Below are 19,735 nucleotides of genomic sequence, written 5' to 3' on the forward strand. Positions count from 1 at the left end.
TTTACTCACCCATTAAGGAGATCACTTCATCTATCATTTCTCTTGCGTGCATTTCAGTGACGCAAAATAATGCTTTATTCTGTTCTATGGGTAAGCCGCCATGGATTCCATTTCTTAATAAAGACTCATGTATTTTCATGTAGTCCTTATTAAATGTCAATAAAAACTCTTCGAAGAAATCTCCACTATATTCCTTTTTAGCTATTCCTAGGTTCTCAGTTTTTTTAACCATGTAGTGTCCTCTTCTATATATTTCATTACCTAGTTCCTTGAGTCCTTCTTTACCTAATAATGATAAATAAACCGCATTTGCTATTGCCATTAACGCTTCATTAGTAGTTATGTTAGATGTGGCTTTTTCTCTTCTAATAAATTGTTCCCTAGTCTGTAGAATTAAGGTATAACCTTTATTTCCTTTCTCATCCTCTGTTATTCCGACAATTCTGCCTGGCATTTGTTTAACTAGTTTACCGTCCCACTTCGTAGCCATTATGCCCACATATGGACCTCCAAAATTCAGTGGTAAACCTAACTCTTGACCATCTCCTATTGCTATGTCAAAGTCGTATTCCCCAGGGGGTTTTATTATGCCTAGAGCTATCGGTTTTATCCCTGAAATCGTAATTATCCCTTTCTTTCTTGCTAAATCTGTTATACTCTCTAGTTCAGTCTCAAGGATTCCATAGAAGTTTGGTTGTTCAACGTAGACTGCAGCAGTATCACTTGTCATAAACTCTTCCACTTTTTGAAGATCAATCTCTCCTCTCGTATTATGTGGTATTTTTATTATGTCTAAACCTAAACCTGATGACCAAGTTTCTAATACTTCTAAGTGATAAGGATTTGTAAGATCTGAAACTAAAATCTTCTTCTTTCCTGTTAGTCGATAAGCCATCAAACCTGCTTCCGCTAGTGCTGTCCCCCAATCATATAGCGATGAGTTGACTACCTCCATTTCTAAAACTTCAGCCATCAGACTCTGATACTCGAAGAGAGATTGAAGAAGTCCTTGATTTATTTCAGGTTGATAAGGTGTATATGAAGTATAAAACTCAGATCTCCCTATTATTGCCTTTACGGCTTTAGGAACATAGTGAGGGCAAACTCCTCCTCCCGTAAAAGGAGGGAACTTAAGTTTTAAGTTCCTTTCACTTATCTCTTTCACTTTTCTTTCTATATCATATTCAGAAAGAGGTTTACCAAAACCTATGTTTAGTCCTTTTTTTAAAAGAATTTCTTCCGGTATATCGCTAAACAGTTCGTCTATTGAGGAAACTCCTATATTTTTAAGCATCTCCTCTACATGTCCGAGGTTTGGTAACCAAGGGTGGCGATCCATATTAACTGACAGTAATGAAATATACGCTTGGGGATAATAATGTTTGAAACACCTTTACTTAAAACTGAGGAAAAGTTTGGAGCTAATATAGGAGAGTTCGCTGGATGGAATATGCCATTAGCCTTTACTAGTTATTTAGAAGAACATCTAGCAGTAAGAAAAGAGGTTGCCTTTTTTGATCTCTCACATATGGGCAGGTTAAGGGTAAAGGGAAAGAGAGAAGAAATGGAAAAACTCATTTGTAGATCACTTAATACAGAAAAAGGTAAAATGATAGGTCCTACGGCATTTCTTAACGATAATGCCGGGTTTGTTGATGACATAATGACGTATAAAGTTTCTGATGACGAGATTCTTATAGTAACTAATGCAATAAACAGGGAGAAGGATATAAAGTGGATAACAGATAACTCATCTCTTAATGTAGAAGATTTAACCTTTAACTACGTCATGATTGCCATTCAAGGAAAGAAGATATGGGATTATCTTCAGAAACCGGATTTAGAGTTCCTAAATTTTCAGTTAAATACAAAGTTTTTAGATGAGAACGTATTTCTATTAAGCAGATCTGGATGGACAGGAGAGGATGGAATAGAAGTTTGGGCTACTAAGGAAACTGCAGAAAAAATATTTGAAAAATTACTTAATAAGAATATTAAGCCTGCAGGACTTATAGCTAGAGATAGTTTAAGGCAGGAAATGGGTTTTGTGCTTTATGGAGAGGATATCGATGACAAAACTAATCCCATAGAGGCAAGATACTGGGTTTTCGATATAAGTAAGGAGTTTATCGGTAAGGAAAAATTAGTTGAGATTCTAAAGAATGGCGTTAGAAAAATAAGAATTGGATTTAAGCTCAAGAAGGGAGTTAGAACTATTCCTAGAAATGGCTACAAATTAAAGGCATTAGATACTGAGGTTGGATATGTTACTAGCTCTACATACTCTCCATATCTCTCCAGGACAATTGGAATGGGATATGTGAATTCCTCTCATGCTCTTTTTGGCTATAGTCTCTCGGTAGTAATAAGGGACAAAGAGTATAACGTTAAAGTGTCGGATTTTCCATTAATATAGGTGAATTTAATGTCTTCGGAGGTTAAGGTAGGTAAATACATAGTATTGGTTGATAGATTTTACACGGATACAGATGAATGGGTTAAAATAGATGGTAATATAGCTATCATTGGAATAACAGACTACGCTCAGAAAAAGTTGAGAGACATAGTAGGTATTGATCTACCTAAAGTTGGTCAAAAGGTAAAGTTAGGTGATGTAGTAGCCACTGTGGAATCTGTAAAAGCTGCATCAGATATATTTTCCCCTCTTTCTGGGACCATTATAGAGGTCAACTACACTTTAACAGAGGAGCCAGAAAAAATAAATAAAAGTCCATATGATGAAGGCTGGATTTTTAAAATACAACTGGATGATGATAAAGAGAAGGAAAAACTATTAACTTATGACAAATATGTAGATAGGATAAAGGGTGATTAATTGCCTGACGAATTTCAAGTAAAAGAAGATTACATACCGTCAATATCTAAGCCAAATTACTTATTAATTGGGATACCTGATGCAGGACTAGTTGGTGAGATCGCAACTGAGTTTCTTATAGAAAAAATGAATCTAAGGGAATTTGGTTACTTGTATTCTAGGAAGTATATCCCACCAATAATGCACGTAGAAGGCGGTGTAGCGAGGTCACCTGTAAAACTCTATCATAGTTCGAACTTTATTGTCTTACATTCTTGGACTGCATTACCAGCCTCCTCCATGTATCCTATAGCAGAATTTATAACAGACTATGCACAAAAATATAATGTAGGGACAATAATATCCATAACCGGAGTCCCAATACCTAATAGACTTGATGTGGAGAAACCCACAGCGTATTGGATTGCAAATAGTTCTGATGTGTCTACGGAATTGGAAAAATCTGACCTGATGAAAAAATTTGGAGACGGTTATATCTCTGGTCCTTATGCTCCAATACTCCAAGTCTCATCCTTAAAAGGTCTAAGAAATTTTGTTGTTGTTGTTGAATCATTTCTTGATATTCCTGATCCTGAAGCCTCAGCTGTTGCCTTGAACGTAATTTCAAAGTATATAGGATTCTCTATTGATGTAAGTTCTCTTCTCCAAGAAGCTGAGGATATAAGGTCTAAGATAAAAGGGCTTATGGAACAGACAAAGAAGGAGCTTCCGTCCTACTCATCCTCTAGACCAATGAGTTACGCGTGATCTTCATGCCAGCATACAGAGATCTTTATGACATGGTAAAAAGGATGATTGAGGGAGAGGAGAAAAAGGTTGAAGAGATTGAAAGAGAAATGAGAGAAGAAATTGAAAGAGAATTTGAGGAACCACTTTACACGCGATCTGAGGAAAATGAAAAAATATATTATGTTATTGACGTTCCATTTTTAGACCCAAATACTCTTTACGTTAAAGTCGAGAATAAAAAAATAGAGCTTAAATGTGAGGATAAGATGAAAAGAAAACATAGCCTCCTAATTCATGTAAAAGAGGACATTTCAAGTTATGACGTTCAAGTAATTAGAAATAAGGGTTTTATAAAGCTCGTTCTCCTAAGGAGAACTAGTTAAAAATAGCTTTTCAAAAGCCTATGATAAAGTTATAATACTTTTATAAACGGCGTTAAAGATATGAAATTGGGTGTGATTTTTGGAAGATGTAGACAATTCTAAGGACATAGAGACCAGAAAAGTCCAGAAATTAGGATCTTCTTCGCTTTTCATTGTTTTACCAAAGAAATGGATAAATAGGTGGAGCATAAAGCCTGGGGACAAGATCTTGATTGAAGTGTCAGATGATGGCTCTCTTAAGCTCCTTGCAGAAAAGACCAGGCTCCTTTCTAATAGAAAGTCTATTCAGATTGACGTTGATCTTTTTAAGCAACCCATTCCAGGAATAATACCTTGTCTATATTCCCTCGGTTATGACGAAATAGTGTTTATTTCAAAGAAGTCCATAATTCAGAAAGATATAGAGGATATAATAACGGTAACTAAACAAATGGTTGGAGCTGAGGTTACTGAAGCATCAGAAAATAAGATTAAGGTTGAGTGCTTACTTGATGCAGAGAAAGTTGGAGTAGAGTCTCTTTTACGTAGAATGCTAAACATTATTTCAAAGAAGATAGACGACATAGTTTCATATGCTTCTTCTGAAGAACGTAAAAATAATGGAATAAGTACTGAGGACCTTAGAAAGGTTTACTTAATGTTGCTTCGTCATACAATGGGAAGTAGATATAATATGACGAAAAATATGAGCAGGAATTTCCTTGTTGTTGAAAACGCGACTCTATTGCTTAATGTGTCCAAGATCATAGATGAAATTTTCACGTTAGTGACATCAAGTAAACTATCCGAAGTTGAGCTATCAATGGTTAGTAGTGTTATGCAGAGGATAAACGATCTCTTGGACGAGGTTGTCATGACCATACTTTTCCCAAGTATAAAGAGAGTTTCAAACGGTTTAGGTCTTATATCCCAAATAAAGAATACCATATCTTCTATTTCATCTTTGCAGAATTCCGCACTTTTAGTTTATATCCAGGTACTTATTTCTAATTTAGAAATGGCTCTTGATAATTCTTCTTGTACATTGTTCTTGGAAGATATGCCATGGATAGAAAGAAACTTTAATAGTATTAAATAAAATGATAAAATAGGTCTAAATATGTCGACGCTTAGAATAGAAGATCTTCACGTTGAAGTTGAAGGTAGGGAAGTTATAAAGGGGATCTCTTTTGAGATGAATAGTGGCGAGATACATGCTCTTATGGGGCCTAACGGAAGTGGGAAAACCTCGCTCTCATTAGCCTTAATGGGGCATCCAAAATATAAAATTACAAAGGGGAAAATACTGCTTAATGATGAAGATATAACTAACTTAGAAACTGACGAAAAAGTTAAGCATGGCCTTTTCTTGGCTTTTCAGAATCCAGTTGAGATTGGTGGAGTTAAGTTATCTACTCTCCTTATTGCAGAATATAATAGAGTTTATGGGTCTAATACACCAATTATGGAAGCCTTTTCAAATGTTAAAGGATTAACAAAGGAGTTGGGTGTTTCAGAATCTCTCCTAAATAGAGGAATATTTGAAGGATTTAGTGGAGGTGAAAAAAAGAGGATAGAAATTCTACAGATGGCTATTCTAAAGCCCAAATTCGCTATTCTAGATGAGCCAGATTCAGGAGTAGATGTCGACGGTCTAAAGATCATATCTGATATGATTAAGAAGCTAAGAGGAGATCTTAACACTGGATTTCTTGTTATAACTCACTATAGAAGGATACTTGACTATATAAATGCGGATAAAGTTCATGTTCTATATAGAGGTAAGATCGTAGCTAGTGGTTCTATGGAACTAGCAAAACTAATAGATGAAAAGGGATATGATGCAGTTATCAAGAATTAATATTTTTAAGTATTTTTAACATTTTTGTTATTACAAAAATAAACTGGTTACTAGAAAGGTTTAAATGTTTCTTTAACAATGTTAAAGATGGAGAAGTAAGATGACAGACGAAAGATTATCAGTTGATATAAACGAGATCATAAATGCCTCAATTGAGGCTAAATATGATAGAATAAGTCAATTAGAGTTTCATAGAAGAGTTGTTGAGTCAGGCCTTTCAAGAAGTACCATAGAGACAATTTCAAAGGCTAAAAAGGAACCAGAGTGGATGCTTAGATTAAGACTTAAGGCATTAGAACTTTTTGAAAAACTTCCAACTCCAAATTGGCTTCCTGAAGTCCTAAATACACTTAATATATCTAATCTAGAGCTTTACGTTAAACCTGACATTGAAAGGACGGATAATTGGGACGAAATTCCTAAGGAAGTTAAAGAATATTATGATAAGCTTGGAATTCCAGAATCGGAAAAGAAATTCCTTGGAGGACTTGTGGCAGTATTCGAATCTGAACCTATTTACAATAACGTAAAGCAAGAGCTCCAGAAAAAAGGTGTAATAATGATGTCTCCAGAGGAAGCAGTGCAGAAGTATCCAGACCTATTCAAGGCTTACTTTATGAAGATATTTCCTGCATCTGATCATAAATTTGCAGCGTTACACGCTGCCTTATGGAGTGGAGGAGTTTTTGTTTACGTGCCAAAAGGTGTGAAAATAACTAATCCAGTAGAGGGATTCTTTGTCATAGGGACAGAAATGGAAGGACAATTTGAGCACACTTTGGTAGTAGCAGACGAGGACTCATACATACACTTCATAGAAGGATGTAGTGCACCTCAATTTAAGAACTTCTCATTCCATGATGGTATGGTAGAGCTATACGCAAAGAAAAACGCCCATATTAAGTTTACTACTATTCAAAACTGGAGTAAAGACGTGATAAATTTCAATAATAAGAGAGCATGGGCTGATGAGAACTCAACAGTAGAGTGGGTAGAAGGTTCCCTTGGCTCTAAGTATAGTTTTGTGTATCCATCTACAATACTTAGAGGTAGGAACGCTTCTTCAACTAGTCTAGTTGTAACTTTAGCATCTTCTGAAGGTGACTGGAAGGATAGTGGTTCTAAAATGATTCATGCAGCTCCTAACACTAAAAGCAGGGTTATTAATAAGAACATTGGATTCAATGGAGGAATAAATGTCTATAGAGGCCTTGTAAAGGTTAATAAAGGTGCGTCTAACTCTAGAGCATTTGTAAAATGTGATTCATTAATGTTAGATGAGAAGACTAAAGCATATACTTTTCCGCATAATCAAGTGTTCGAAGATAGCTCGGAGGTAGCTCACGAAGCCCATACATTTAGGATGAGCGAAGATCAGTTGTTTTACTTGATGAATAGAGGAATTGGAGAGAAAGAAGCTACATCTATGTTAGTATTAGGATTTATAGATGAGATAATGAAAGAATTACCATTTGAATACGCGACAATGTTAAACAAGGTTATAAGACTGGAGTTAGAGAAGTTAGGAGCAGTGGCATGAATGATTATTGATGTGGATAGTGCCAAGTCTTATATTCAGAAAATGGGTCATAAATCTGATAGAGAGGATCTTTTGTTAACATTTGAAAGATTGCCTTATCAGCTTATAAATGACTCTCCTACAGTTAAGCATTACACACCTTGGGAAGATTTAGATTCTCTAAACCTTAGAATTGAACAAGGTATTTCAGATCATGGAAAAAAGGAATTACCAGGATATACCACTATTTCAATAATCAATAATAAAATTGAAAATGGGAACATAGAGGATTTTCCATTTAATAAAATTGTAAAGCCTGAAGAGCACAAATTAGTAGCCTTAACTTTGGCTTTATCCAGTAAAATAAGATTAGATAGGTCTGGAAAGTTCTTTATCCATCATTATAATGATCAGAATATTTTTTCACCTCTAAATATAGAAGTAGAGGTAAGTGAAGGTAATTCTATGGATATAGTTTATTACTCTGAATCATTTGAGAAGTCTATGAATTCAGCTGTACTGTCAGCTACTGTTGATAAAGATTCCTCACTTAATCTTTTTCTAGTTAATCAAGGTTCATCTTCTTACAACTTTGTATTTTCTAAGACTATTATTAAAGGTTCAGTAAATGTATATATCATATCTACGGGTTTTAAGGAATCTCACGTTGAATATCATTCTCACTTAGACGAGGGAGCACAAGCCTACTTTAGTTCACGAGCTTTAGGAGTAAGGGACAATAAAATCGATATTAAAACGAACGTATACCATGAAGGAAAGAAAAGCGTTAGTAATGGATTCATGAAAGCGGTAGGTGCTGAAAACTCGTTTGTAGTAATTCGAGGAGACGCGAGGATTGACGAAAATGCTGTAGATTCTTCAACTTCAATAATTGGAAGAGCAATAATGCTTGGGAATGACTCTGAAGCTGCAGTATCTCCTATGTTAGAAGTCAGAACAGGTAAAGTAATAACAGCAAAACATTCTGCGGCTATTTCAAGAGTCCCAGACGACTATATTTTCTATCTAATGAATAGAGGATTTGATAGAAAGTCAGCTGAGGGTTTAATAATAAGGGGATTTTTAGAGGATGAGGGAGATAACGACCTCGTAAGGAATATGATAGAAGATATAATAACTAGGCTAGGATATTAGTTTCAGTTAACTCTCTCCCTAAAACTTTAGTAACACAACGTTGTTATATAAAGCTTATAAGAAGGTAATACAGAGAGCATGAGAGTAATAACTTTTAAGGCAGAAGAGGAGTTGCTCCAAAGATTAGATCTATACGCTGTAAATAATAGACTTTCAAGAAGCGAAATAATTAGGGATGCAATAAAGAAGTATCTAGAAGATTAGTGAGAGAAAATTTTTAGACTCTCTACTATTTTTTATATATGCCGCCGTAGCTCAGCCTGGCCAGAGCGCCGGACTCATACGGTCTAGGGGATATCCGGTTGTCCGGGGTTCAAATCCCCGCGGCGGCAGCGTTTTAGAATATCAAATAATGAGATGTTAATAATGTCTAAAGCTCAGTTTGAGGTTGGCACGCAACGTATGCAATAAGTTATGGCAAGCATACATGTCTTTCTATGAGAGATGAAAAGGACTAAACAGGATCATATTAAAACTATTTAGCATAATTAAGAAAATGGGGTAGGAATATCAATAACTCCATTGATAAGAAAATAGCTGTGGGCTCTATTTTCATTAATTTTTAATTTGGTTATTTCCAGATCATTTATGCCGCCGTAGCTCAGCTGGCAGAGCGCCGGCCTTGTAAGGGTATCTAGACAGCCGGCGGTCGCGGGTTCAAGTCCCGCCGGCGGCTCAATGATTATGGATGGCGCTGTAGTGTACTTGATAAAATAAGTGTAAAGGAATCTCATTTTAGTTTGCTTCGATTCAACATACAGAAGATATTATTAACCAAAACAAGGAGCTCTCACTAACAGTTTTACCTTAATCTATAAAATTTATACATAAGTTTCAACCTTATAACGCCGTAAAATATAGGTTTTTATAACGATGTAAAGTTTTCCCTTGATTTACTTCAACTTAAGGAGTTTCGATTTTCCCTTGACTATTCTCATTTATTCCTTTTAGATTTGTTAAGTATAGTTCAAGTTTTTATGATTTTTTTCCTAAAGGTTTAAAGGTTTTTAGTTGTCTCTTCGTGTTTATCCAACAATATTTTTCTCTCAGTAAATACTGTTTTCATTAAAAAATTCTACAATATTAACATTAATTTAATAATTTATTGAAGGCAAGAGTTTACTTAATGAAGAACTTCTTCATTTAGAGAGTTATTGGTTAAATTTAAAGTTTAATGAGTTTTTACCGCAAAATGAAATTGTTGGTTACGAGCTCTTGTTATGTTTATTGAAATATTGGATATTTTTTATAAATTATGTTATGTAGAGGTAAGCTTGCTTCATTTTAGCTTTATTATATTATTTCCTTATAGCTATTTTATTCATTCATAATGTATTAATTAATCAGTTTTTATGATTATCCCATAAGGGTGGTTATATTCGTTTTTCACGACATTTAATTAGGTCTAAGATCTTCAGAAGAGATTCTTGGCACTTTATGCTAAGCGTCTTATAGTAGCCGGGCCCGGATTCGGACCGGGGTCCCAGGGGCCAAAGCCCTGGATCCTTGGCCACTAGACTACCCGGCTAAATTATGATTAGATGGATAAGCTAAAAAGCTTTCTTTAATTGTCCTTATTTAGAGTGAGCTACTCCGACCTTTAGCTCGATCTTCCTACTTCACAGTTAACTCTTGTTTGTCTTTTCCAAGGTAGAGGATTCAACTAATAGGTTTCTATGTATTGTTTCCAATCAGCACGTGATGGGATGTTAAGGAAATCTAGAAGTCTAGGTCAGCTTTATGACAGTGTCATTCTAGCTAACAAAACTCTCTTTAAAAGTGAGAGATCCTCTTTAACATATCTACAACACCGATAAGTCCTAAAAGTATATATGTTGGATTAACTTCTGATTTCTTTCCCTGCTTTTTCCTATTTGTCAGTTTAGTATCTCCTTTATCTAGTAAAATCCAACATTGTATAACTGGAGACATAAGATCCTAGTAATCTTTGAACAATTGTTTCAATTGGGTGTCCTTCCTGACTAGGATATAGTAGTTATTAGCTAGAGTATTTCTTTAATCATCTTCATTTTTGATGTTTTATATTATCTTAGCCTCTGAAAGCAGTTTTACTTAAATCGTGACATTTTTATGTATTTCATGATTTTTCCCATCAAAATACTTGTGTTTGCAAACACAATATCAATTTGTCCTCAATGTGGTATTGTAGATCCGAATTAGGGACTACAAAGGAGTGAAGACTAAGAGGAATTAAGAATGTGCGGGTTTCCGCACACCCGCTTCGTGGTGTAGGTTGTTGGGTTAGCCCTTTAACGGATCGCGATGATGAACTTTGTTCAGAACGTGGTGAAGTCCAAGGGTTTTATGGATATGACAATAAATGTCCGTAAAGCCCAAACCGCAAAGTCAAAGTGAGGTTTATATGTTTTCAGAATAGAGCTATCAATCCCACCCTTATAGTCTTCTGCCTCATTAACCTCTAGATAGATAAAATTATCATATATTATATAATTTTTTAAAATTTTCTCTATAATTTTTTTAATTTCTTCCTTATCAATTTTTTTTAGTTGAGATAGAAAATCTATTGTATCATTTATCTGTGTTGGTTCAAGGATTTTTCCCTTATATTCATATCCACCATCGCTCTCAGTAACGATTATTTCAAGAGGAGCCAACTGCGCTATTTTTCTATGTTTCTCTTGAAAAGTTACAGATGGATTTATAGAAATAAAGTAACCTAGCTCCTGGATATTTTTAAGAAGTTCTGGCGGGCCAGAATACCAATGAAGGAGTGCTCTTTCTACACTAGCTTCTTTTAATATGTCCAACGCTTCTTTCCAAGCTTCTAAGGCGTGAACATTTATAGTTTTCTTAAAAGTCCTCTCTAAAAAGAAATTAAAAGTTCCAATTTGTGTATCTTTATCAGCATTAGAATATTTGAAGTCTAGCCCAACCTCACCTATAAAATCTGCTTTATCTAATAATAATTCGAATTTTTCGAGGTTTTCCTTGTTCGCATTCCAAGGATGAAGACCTATGCCTGTTAAAACGGTGTCGCTCTTTAGCGAAATTGTATCAAGAGAACTTGCGAAATCCATAGAGACTGCAGCTATGAACACCTGAGGGTAAGTCTTCTTTAGGAGAGATAAGTGACAGTGTGCATCAAATAGCATACCGTATTAACGTTTTTAGTCTATATTATCCTTTTTTCTATGGTTATTTTCATGTGGTATACTGGGAAGGGTGATCAAGGAAAAACTAAAGCTCCATCTTCTGGGGAAGTGTGGAAAGATGATAAAATTATTGAGGCGTTTGGAAACCTTGACGAACTTAACTCTGCTTTAGGCGTAATTTCTTCTGCGTTTCCAGAGATTTCAGAACTAATTGAAAAGATACAGGACAACGTGTTCAGAATTTCCTCTGAGATTGCAGGATATAATATGGGCTTCGACCAGGAAAGAGTAAAGGAACTTGAAAAACTCATAGAAAATTACGGAAATGAAATAGGTCCACTTAAGAACTTTGTGCTTCCTGGCGGACACTTAGCCTCATCATTTACAAACTTAGCTAGAACAATATGTAGAAGAGCCGAAAGGAGTGTTGTATCAATATATAAGGATGGAAAGGCTAATGAAAATCATGTAAAATATCTTAACAGGCTATCAACTCTTTTATTCGTGTTAGCGCTATGGATTAATAAGAAAACTGGATATCAAAACGTAATCTGGAGACCGTAAACTGGTTGTTACTTTGCCGATTAATTGAGATTTTTAATTAATTGAACCATTTTAGTGTAAAGTATTTTATAACTAGATAAATTAATCCTTAATTTTAAAGTTTTATTTCACATTAATTATTTGTTCAGCAAAACGGATCGTCAAAGTTTACGCGAGATAGCGGCTTTATAGGCATAATACGAAGCGAAGTTGTCCTGAGCGGCTATACCCACAGTCTTAAAAATAGAGGGAGTACTTATTTTATTTCCTTCTAGAATTGCCTTCCCTATCTCTATTACGTTCTTAATTAATCCCTTCTTCATCGGTTGTATATAATCCCCTGCTTCTCTAGAAACAGCGTCAATAGAGTCTACTAAAAACGTTTTTGCCTTGGATATAGCTCTGTCATCTATTTCTCTAGAATCCGGCGTATGGGCACCTATAGAAGAAACATGAAAATTATCCTTAAGGTAATCTCCAAGAACTACTGGTACGGAAGAAGAGGTTGTGGAGAATATAACATCGGATTCTTTTAATAGCGTAATATGATCAACAGCTTCTCCGCCTACTTTACTGGCTAATTGGAAATGACTTTTTCTTGCGGTTATTAATAACCTAGAAACTGACAAGTATCCCATACCTATTTTTGCGTGGTAGTAAGCCTCTGTACCAGCACCTATTATTCCTAATGTATGAATTTTTCTCCCCATCGTAAGTTCGGTGGATAAAACGCTAGCAGCAGCTGTCCTCATAGCAGTTAAAATAGTTCCATCGATAAGAGCTAACGTTTCTCCTGTCTCTGGAGACATCAAAAGGACTGTGCCTTGAACAGTTGGAAGATTCCGCGATTTGTTCTCATTTATTACGCTAATGACTTTTACCGAAAATGCCTTATCAGTATAAGAAGGCATTATACCCCACCAGTTCCCTTTTACGTTCAGAACTTGTCTTTCCGGTTGCTTAACTTTACCCTGAGAAAACGCTATAAACGCATCCTTCGCTGCATCTACTACATCTTTTGGTCTTAAGATGTTCTCCAATTCTTCTCGATTGATAACTAGCATATATAGTTAAGTGTAGAGCTGTGAAATATTAAAATAACTCTATATAGTACCTGGTATCATAGTATTTATATCTAAAGAATGTTATAAATTGATCAATTATGGTTTAAGACTCTATGCCTTTACTCCTTTGAGTTTGTTAACGAGGCATATACTTCAACTACTTGTCCCATCCACGGCAATGGATGCGGGAAAAGAGTTTCAAGGGGTTTATTTAAGTGTACAACATCTAACAAGGTGTATAGCGCGGACTTGGTCGGTGCGTTTAATATATCCATAATCCTGAGTCCTAATGATGGTGGGATCACCAGAGGGATAGGGATAAGTTGGGGTAAGACCACCCCACTGGTCTATACGTGGACGAGAGGATCGGGGCTGGTAGTACCAGCTAGCTATGATTCTATGAGGGTGAAACGTATGGACCAAAACCTATGAACCGCTCTGAGGGGAACCCTCGCTCTTTAGAGCGGGGAGGAGGTCAGTACTTCATCCTCCAGACTCTAACTATCCATCACTAAGGAGGAGGTTTCCTTTGTAGAACCGTTTCGTTAGCCCAATTAACCTCCTTAAAGATAAACTATTCATGAATATGGATACTGTATTAACGTTAACAGGGTTATACACAGAAAACAAAGTTATTCGAATAAAATGTTATTTAACATTGTATTGCAGACATAATGTTATGAGTAGTTATGCGTGAGATAAGCGAAGAGATAGAGACTAAGCTTAACGATTTCATTATGAATTGGACTAAGGATCCTTCTAACGTAATATCTGCGATTCCTAACGTTATAGGAATAAATGGCAATATAATTAGACTAAAATTTACTAGATTTATTTTTGCATCTCTTGAATCTGATTTCCTTCTAGAACCATCTTTCCTTGGATCTGGAATGGTTGAATATAAATTAATAGATAATAAAGAAAATGAAATAAAAATAATTTTCTCCAAATATGATAAAGGTATTAAAATATCCATAGGGTATTCAGGAGAAAAAGAGTGGGTTGTAGGGAAATCATTGAAAACTATTGTGGAACAAATAACAAATAATATCGAAAAGGAGATAAAAAACGTAAAGATGGAACCAAACAACACGATGGACTTCTCAACCGCTTTATCCAAGATTTCTATGATTTCTAAAATTATAATGAAATCAAAATTGGTAAAAACTGAGGATGTTGAATTAACCTTAGGTCAAGTTCCAGATTATATCCAACAAACAATTTCAGATTTCAAAAACTATCAAATGATATACGTATCTGGATCTGGAAGTAGCATATTTAGAGCAGTCTTTATTGGAGGAGAACTAAAAGGAGTATATGTAATGAATGAAGGAAAAGATACATATAATGAAGAAAGTCTAAATAAACTCCAAGGTCATTTCAAGATAAACGTTTATGTATCGATAACTCCTAAAGCAGTAGAAACATTACAAGAAGAACTAGGAGGAAGAATAGGGCAATGATTTCCAAGATAATTGAGGTGAGATTATGAGCATTGAGAATTTAAAAATACATAATCCATATGTTATTTATGAAGAAGGAAAACACAAGTTTGTGTGGTTAGGTTTAGACGAGTCAGAACACGAAAAAGGTATATTAACCAACCAATATTTAATAATAGACGGCAATGAGGCAGCTATATTAGATGCAGGCGGATATTTTGTCTTTGAAAGGGTATATAAAAATGTCAGTGAGTTCATTGAGCCTAGTAAAGTAAAACTTCTTCTATTCTCTCATCAGGATCCGGATGTTATAGGCTCACTTAACTTGTGGATTGATGTTGCACCAAACGCTAAAATCTACGTTTCAGAGCTATGGGAAAGATTTCTTCCACATCTTGGATTTGACGCAGCAGGAAGGATGATCGATATTCCTGATCAAGGTATGGAAATTCCATTAGGTAACATGAGAATTAATGCTATACCAGCTCACTTTATGCATTCACCTGGGAATTTCCACTATTACGATCCCGTTTCAAGGATTTACTTTTCTGGAGACTTAGGAGCAGCTGTATTTCCTAAGGGTAAGTGGTATCTGTTTGTAGATAATTTTGACGAACATGTAAAGCTAATGGAAGGATTTCATAGAAGATATATTGCTAGTGCTAAAGCCATACAGCGCTGGTTAAAGCTAATAGAAGATTTAGATATACAAATAATAGCTCCACAGCACGGTTCGATATTTCAAGGCGAAAACGTGAAAAAATTTATAGAATGGTTAAGAGAATTAGATAAGACTGGTATAGATTTGTTATAATATTAAAGCTTCGTCTTTTTAATTCTTAGAAGTTAAATGGAGATCTTGTGAAGTTACAACTAGGTTCTCCACCTTCTGATGGAGATCCCTTTTCATCATTTATTATAGCTCTCCAAGCTGCCGGTGCTGGTGAAGGAACAGTAAAACTTTATACGTCAGCTATAAAGAGCTTTTTGGATTTTGTAGAGAAAGATCCAAGAAAAGTTACACAAGATGATATAAACAGATGGATAGTCAAGCTAATGTCACAAGCTAAGGATAAAAGATCCAGAAGCGTAACTTTAAGATATTATACAATAGCAATAAGAAGGTTCTTAAGGTGGCTAGGCGTAAACATTACTCCTGTCTTACCAAGAGCTAGGAGGAAAGAGGTTAGAGCAATAAGAGAGGAGGAAGCTAAAAAACTAATTGATAGCACAAAAAGGCTTAGAGACAAAGTCATAATCAGACTTCTTTTGGAAACTGGATTACGTTCTAAGGAACTTCTTAGCATTTCTAAGAATGACATTGATATGGAAAGATTATCTATTCATGTAAGAGAGACAAAAAACGGGGAAGAAAGAATAGTCTTCTTTACAGTAGAAACAAAAAATCTCTTAGAAAGATATATGAGAAAGGAAAATGGAGAAAAGCTATTCAACCTTAGTTATCAAGCACTATATAGATTAATCAGAAGAAGCGGGAAAAGGATAGGAATAGAAGGACTTAGACCTCACATGCTCCGACATACCTTTGCTACAACAGCGATAAGAAAAGGGGTTCCTTTACCTGCAGTACAGAGATTAATGGGACATAAGGATATAAAAACAACTCAGATATATACTCATCTTGTTACAGAAGATCTAGAGAGGGTATATAGAAACGCTTTTACTTGAACTCTAAGCTTTTCCAGTAAATCTCCACTTTACCATCTCTGAAACGTATTCGGCGAGATCCTTAATACTATTGAAGGATGCTGTCTGCAAATGAAGGTACTCATACTTAGCCTGCTGTTCAAGCATCTTTTTTTGGAGCTCTTTTACGCGTGGTTTCTTAAGCAAGTCATTAAGATTTTCTTGAGATAAATTTCCTATAACTTCTCCGTTTATGTCATCTGGATAAGGTAAATCACCGTTAGGGTAAATCGATATAGAATAGCTAACAAGTCTTCCATTAACGTTACCTCTTAAAGCCTCTATGAATCCCCAAGAGTTGTTAAGCGTAGAGGAATACTTCTTTTTCAGTTCAGAAAGAACATTGTAAAGTTCATGATTATCTGGGGCTAACTTAACTTTTGAATCCGGATAGTCCACAGCCGGCAATATAAGGATTTTATAATTACATTCTCTTACTTTCTTTACCTTATCCTCAAGTTTATGTAAGTTATACCTAGTCGCAACGGTCTGAACGTTAACCTTTAGTCCGTACTTTCTAAACCTACATAGGTTATCTAGTGCTTTTGTGTTCCAGTGATACTCATCGATAGAGTAATGGAGAAAATCTATATTATCCGCAACCTTTGAGAGGAATGACTCATCGCCAAGCCTATATCCATTTGTGGTTAGCATAACGTAAAAAGATCCGTCATGTGCGTATTGTAGGAGTTCAAGTATATCTCCTCGAGTTGTTGGCTCTCCTCCCTCAAAGGAGAGAACTATTATTGAGGAATCTCTTAAGTTATCAATTATTTTTTTTATAGTGTCTGTGCTTCCCTCACCTAATTCTCCATTATAATAACTAGGATTGCAGAAGGTACACCTCAGGTTACAATTTGAAGTAACCTTAAACGTTGCATATGCTGGATTAAATGGATCTCTTAAAATCTGAGTTTTGATAAACCAGTTTATTGCTTTGATATCTCTTCTCATTTTCGACCCTCCATTATGTACTTTACATGCCTCACGTATTCTAAAGCGTTTTTCTCTATCATTTCAATTTCCTCTTCCCTTAATTTCCTTATGACTTTTGCTGGAATACCTAAGACTAGACTATACGAAGGTATTTCAGTGTTTTGAGTTACAACTGCCCCTGCTCCTATAATAGAGTACTCGCCTACTTTGCTTCCGTTTAGAAGTATTGCTCCCATTCCTACTAAAACATTAGACGAAACTCTTGAACCATGAATAACTGCATTATGTCCAACTGTAACATTATCTCCTAAGAAAACCTTTAACCCATAATCTGTATGGACAGAACAGTTTTCTTGGATGTTAGTATTTCTACCTATTTCTATTGAGTCATTATCTCCTCTTACCACTGCAAACGGCCATAAACTGCTCATTTCTCCAATCTCCACATCGCCTATAACATAAGCCGAAGGATGAATGTAACTTTTTTCCGACACTCTAGGTTTTTTACCCATGTATTCTTCTATAGGCATATTTATTTTTTCTTTAGCTTGGCTATAAAGAATCCTGTGGTATCATGAACGTTAGGATGGAATCTTATCATATATTCCAACTCAAATCTAGAATCATCAATAACCTTCTCGTTCTCCCATGTTGTTACGGTACACGTCGAATAAACTACTTCACCCCCATCCTTGAGTATTGAGTAAGCTGAGTTTAGGAACTGCCTTTGGTAGGAATGAAAGTTCATTATATCTGTTTTTTGTTTAGTATCATATAATTTTGGTCTAACTCCCATCGCAGAACACGGAGGATCTATTAGAACTTTATCAGCTCTAATGTTAAAATCTGAGGCATATCTAGAATCATGAGCGTAAAGCTCTGCCTTAACTCCTAGAATTTCTAGCATTTTCCTCATTTTTTGTATTTTCTTTTCAGTGTGATCAAAACCAATAATTCTCGCTTTAGGCTGAAGTTGATATACATGGCTAAGCTTTCCTCCAGGAGCAGCTGTCATGTCCACTATAATGTCATTTGGCTGTGGATCTAGTATTCTAGCTACATGCATTGAGGCTTTACCTTGGCTATATATTTTCCCCGAAAGAAAAGGTTTTGACTCTGATATTTTAGAAGAAGTATAGATCGACTCTAAGACTCTTACTCTAAATCCTTCCCCATCTCTTACTAGTATTCCGTTACCAACATGAACTCCATTATCGCTAATTACTGAGACCTCCTTTCCCTTACCTTCAACCCTCTTAATGCCAGGTCTATATGCATCTGCTCCTACCATTACGCTCTCTGCAGTTCTCTTATCAACTATAACTTTAGTTTCCCTCATTTCTAGTTTATTTGGTCCTTTCACTTCAGTGTATATTGCCTCCTCAAAATCCTCATCCTTCTTGAAGTCTCGCATTTCTTCAAGTACATCTTCAACGCTAGCCTTAAGAGTATTAACTCTCACGTAAAGCCTTGAATTAGGCTTCTTAACTGATTCTAAAAAGCTATCTATATAGCATCCATATACTTCATGCAAATCGTCTAGAATAAATTTATCATAATCTAATCCCATATCACTCTAGCTCCAGTGTTATTTGGATCCGATATAAAACCACCAAATGTTGAAACTAACTCTTCTCCTTCTCTTCTTGATCTCAGAAAAGTAAATACTGCAGGTCCGAACGAAGAGAGACCTGCTGGAAATCCTTTGCTTCTCATTCTTCTCATTAGATCTCTAACTTTATCAGATTGTAAGGAAACTTCAATCTTCTTGAAGCCTAAACTTTGTATTCTATCTAAACCATCTAGAGCTCCTTCTAGATCTTTTTCAGCAACTGAAGGAATAAACTCCATGAGTACTATCCTGGCTAGCTCTCCTATTCCGTCTAGTTTAGCTTCCTTAAACGCTTTTATTTCCTCGTTTCCAAATATCCTTCTTCCGTTACCTATATTAACGTAAATATACCAAGGAAAGTTTATCCTAGCTATTAAAGGTGGAGGAGGAGCTTCAGAGAAATCAGAAGGAAGAGCTTCTATCTTTACCTTCTTAGAGTGACCACCATCTACAACAAATCCTCCATATTTAAATGCGAAAACTCCTACTCCAGAAGTTGAACCTCTTTTAACTATCTTGGCTATTTCTACTACATCCTTCGGAATTAAGTTATACTCAAATGCAAATTTTCCCTCAGATAAAAGAAGTTGTGTTGTGTGTCCCAACCCAACATGTTCTTCATAATCCTCTTCTATACAATAGTTAACATTAGGAATCTCATCAATTCTTAGAAAATTACAATTACCTGATGAAATAACTATCCTAGGATATGCCAAAGCAATACCCATACCTCCATCTAATCTTCCGTATTTTCCTTCAAGATCAAATAGAGTAATGTGTATCCTTGAAAGACCTATAAGTCTCATTATCTTTATTTAAAGAGTGTTGAAGAATT

Annotated in this window: 21 protein-coding genes and 3 tRNA genes; 16 read left to right on the forward strand and 8 right to left on the reverse strand. The window is 35.5% G+C overall.

Translation table 11 applies throughout. The features are described from left to right. Window position 1 precedes the first annotated feature (1 nt). Complete coding sequence (gcvPA, locus tag CM19_RS05295) at window positions 2-1,339, reverse strand: aminomethyl-transferring glycine dehydrogenase subunit GcvPA (RefSeq protein WP_048099396.1); 1,338 nt, start codon at window positions 1,337-1,339, stop codon at window positions 2-4. 39 nt (window positions 1,340-1,378) lie between these two features. On the opposite strand from gcvPA, the gene gcvT reads away from it, so the two are divergent. The 11 genes from gcvT (at window position 1,379) to CM19_RS05350 (ending at window position 9,138) form a co-directional block, all read left to right on the forward strand. Next, complete coding sequence (gcvT, locus tag CM19_RS05300; RefSeq protein WP_048099397.1) at window positions 1,379-2,416, forward strand: glycine cleavage system aminomethyltransferase GcvT; 1,038 nt, start codon at window positions 1,379-1,381, stop codon at window positions 2,414-2,416. A 9-nt stretch (window positions 2,417-2,425) separates the two neighbouring features. Next, complete coding sequence (gene gcvH / locus CM19_RS05305; protein WP_048099398.1) at window positions 2,426-2,836, forward strand: glycine cleavage system protein GcvH; 411 nt, start codon at window positions 2,426-2,428, stop codon at window positions 2,834-2,836. Beyond that, window positions 2,837-3,583 carry a proteasome assembly chaperone family protein gene (locus CM19_RS05310; RefSeq protein WP_048099399.1) on the forward strand — a complete coding sequence of 249 codons (747 nt, stop codon included), beginning with the start codon at window positions 2,837-2,839 and terminating at the stop codon, window positions 3,581-3,583. It abuts the gene before it with no gap. A gap of 5 nt (window positions 3,584-3,588) precedes the next feature. Beyond that, window positions 3,589-3,948, forward strand: a complete 360-nt coding sequence (locus CM19_RS05315) for a hypothetical protein (RefSeq protein ID WP_048099400.1) — start codon at window positions 3,589-3,591, stop codon at window positions 3,946-3,948. 79 nt (window positions 3,949-4,027) lie between these two features. Beyond that, window positions 4,028-5,026 carry an AbrB/MazE/SpoVT family DNA-binding domain-containing protein gene (locus CM19_RS05320; RefSeq protein ID WP_048099401.1) on the forward strand — a complete coding sequence of 333 codons (999 nt, stop codon included), beginning with the start codon at window positions 4,028-4,030 and terminating at the stop codon, window positions 5,024-5,026. A 21-nt stretch (window positions 5,027-5,047) separates the two neighbouring features. Continuing rightward, window positions 5,048-5,788, forward strand: coding sequence for a Fe-S cluster assembly ATPase SufC (gene sufC / locus CM19_RS05325; RefSeq protein ID WP_048099402.1), 741 nt, complete (start codon window positions 5,048-5,050; stop codon window positions 5,786-5,788). 100 nt (window positions 5,789-5,888) lie between these two features. After that, on the forward strand, window positions 5,889-7,328 hold the full coding sequence (gene sufB, locus CM19_RS05330) for a Fe-S cluster assembly protein SufB (protein WP_048099403.1): 1,440 nt from the start codon (window positions 5,889-5,891) through the stop codon (window positions 7,326-7,328). Then, on the forward strand, window positions 7,329-8,462 hold the full coding sequence (locus CM19_RS05335; protein WP_048099404.1) for a SufD family Fe-S cluster assembly protein: 1,134 nt from the start codon (window positions 7,329-7,331) through the stop codon (window positions 8,460-8,462). A 78-nt stretch (window positions 8,463-8,540) separates the two neighbouring features. Further along, window positions 8,541-8,666 carry an aCcr1 family cell cycle regulator gene (locus tag CM19_RS05340; RefSeq protein ID WP_048099405.1) on the forward strand — a complete coding sequence of 42 codons (126 nt, stop codon included), beginning with the start codon at window positions 8,541-8,543 and terminating at the stop codon, window positions 8,664-8,666. A 40-nt stretch (window positions 8,667-8,706) separates the two neighbouring features. Continuing rightward, window positions 8,707-8,794 (forward strand) — tRNA-Met (locus CM19_RS05345). Window positions 8,795-9,052: 258 nt separating this feature from the next. Further along, window positions 9,053-9,138, forward strand: a tRNA-Thr gene (locus CM19_RS05350). Between the two features lie 779 nt (window positions 9,139-9,917). On the opposite strand, the gene CM19_RS05355 is transcribed toward CM19_RS05350, so the two are convergent. Both CM19_RS05355 and CM19_RS05360 read right to left on the reverse strand, forming a co-directional pair. Next, window positions 9,918-9,990: transfer RNA gene (locus tag CM19_RS05355), tRNA-Gln, on the reverse strand. Window positions 9,991-10,759: 769 nt separating this feature from the next. After that, the gene (locus tag CM19_RS05360; protein ID WP_081801216.1) at window positions 10,760-11,596 is read right to left on the reverse strand and encodes a TatD family hydrolase; all 837 of its coding nucleotides are present in this window, start codon (window positions 11,594-11,596) and stop codon (window positions 10,760-10,762) included. Window positions 11,597-11,641: 45 nt separating this feature from the next. Between CM19_RS05360 and CM19_RS05365 the strand changes: the two genes are divergently transcribed. Continuing rightward, window positions 11,642-12,160 (forward strand): cob(I)yrinic acid a,c-diamide adenosyltransferase, encoded by a 519-nt coding sequence (locus CM19_RS05365; protein ID WP_048099632.1) that lies wholly within the window; start codon window positions 11,642-11,644, stop codon window positions 12,158-12,160. A gap of 140 nt (window positions 12,161-12,300) precedes the next feature. Here the strand turns inward: CM19_RS05365 and CM19_RS05370 are convergent, their stop codons facing one another. Then, window positions 12,301-13,203 (reverse strand): ornithine cyclodeaminase family protein, encoded by a 903-nt coding sequence (locus tag CM19_RS05370; protein WP_048099406.1) that lies wholly within the window; start codon window positions 13,201-13,203, stop codon window positions 12,301-12,303. 87 nt (window positions 13,204-13,290) lie between these two features. Between CM19_RS05370 and CM19_RS13415 the strand changes: the two genes are divergently transcribed. The 4 genes from CM19_RS13415 to xerA all read left to right on the forward strand — a co-directional run bounded on the left by CM19_RS13415 (window position 13,291) and on the right by xerA (window position 16,334). After that, complete coding sequence (locus CM19_RS13415; RefSeq protein ID WP_081801217.1) at window positions 13,291-13,635, forward strand: zinc ribbon domain-containing protein; 345 nt, start codon at window positions 13,291-13,293, stop codon at window positions 13,633-13,635. A gap of 257 nt (window positions 13,636-13,892) precedes the next feature. Then, the gene (locus CM19_RS05380; protein WP_048099407.1) at window positions 13,893-14,666 is read left to right on the forward strand and encodes a hypothetical protein; all 774 of its coding nucleotides are present in this window, start codon (window positions 13,893-13,895) and stop codon (window positions 14,664-14,666) included. A 25-nt stretch (window positions 14,667-14,691) separates the two neighbouring features. Next, entirely contained in the window at window positions 14,692-15,459 is a 768-nt protein-coding gene (locus tag CM19_RS05385; RefSeq protein WP_048099408.1) for an oxygen-binding di-iron domain-containing protein, read from the forward strand. Window positions 15,460-15,506: 47 nt separating this feature from the next. Then, entirely contained in the window at window positions 15,507-16,334 is an 828-nt protein-coding gene (xerA, locus tag CM19_RS05390; protein WP_048099409.1) for a site-specific tyrosine recombinase/integron integrase, read from the forward strand. Between the two features lie 3 nt (window positions 16,335-16,337). On the opposite strand, the gene CM19_RS05395 is transcribed toward xerA, so the two are convergent. The 4 genes from CM19_RS05395 to CM19_RS05410 are packed head-to-tail and all read right to left on the reverse strand — an operon-like array spanning window position 16,338 to window position 19,709. Next, window positions 16,338-17,306, reverse strand: coding sequence for a radical SAM/SPASM domain-containing protein (locus tag CM19_RS05395; protein WP_048099410.1), 969 nt, complete (start codon window positions 17,304-17,306; stop codon window positions 16,338-16,340). Next, on the reverse strand, window positions 17,303-17,818 hold the full coding sequence (locus CM19_RS05400) for a gamma carbonic anhydrase family protein (protein WP_048099411.1): 516 nt from the start codon (window positions 17,816-17,818) through the stop codon (window positions 17,303-17,305). Before CM19_RS05400 ends, CM19_RS05395 begins: the two co-directional genes overlap by 4 nt. Before the next feature lie 2 nt (window positions 17,819-17,820). Then, a complete protein-coding gene (locus tag CM19_RS05405; RefSeq protein ID WP_048099634.1) occupies window positions 17,821-18,822 on the reverse strand; it encodes an RsmB/NOP family class I SAM-dependent RNA methyltransferase in 1,002 nt (333 codons plus the stop codon). Window positions 18,823-18,848: 26 nt separating this feature from the next. Then, window positions 18,849-19,709, reverse strand: a complete 861-nt coding sequence (locus tag CM19_RS05410) for a beta-ribofuranosylaminobenzene 5'-phosphate synthase family protein (protein WP_048099412.1) — start codon at window positions 19,707-19,709, stop codon at window positions 18,849-18,851. Window positions 19,710-19,735 lie beyond the last annotated feature (26 nt).

This window comes from Candidatus Acidianus copahuensis (assembly GCF_000632495.1).
In the GTDB taxonomy this organism is placed as follows: Archaea; Thermoproteota; Thermoprotei_A; order Sulfolobales; family Sulfolobaceae; genus Acidianus; species Acidianus copahuensis.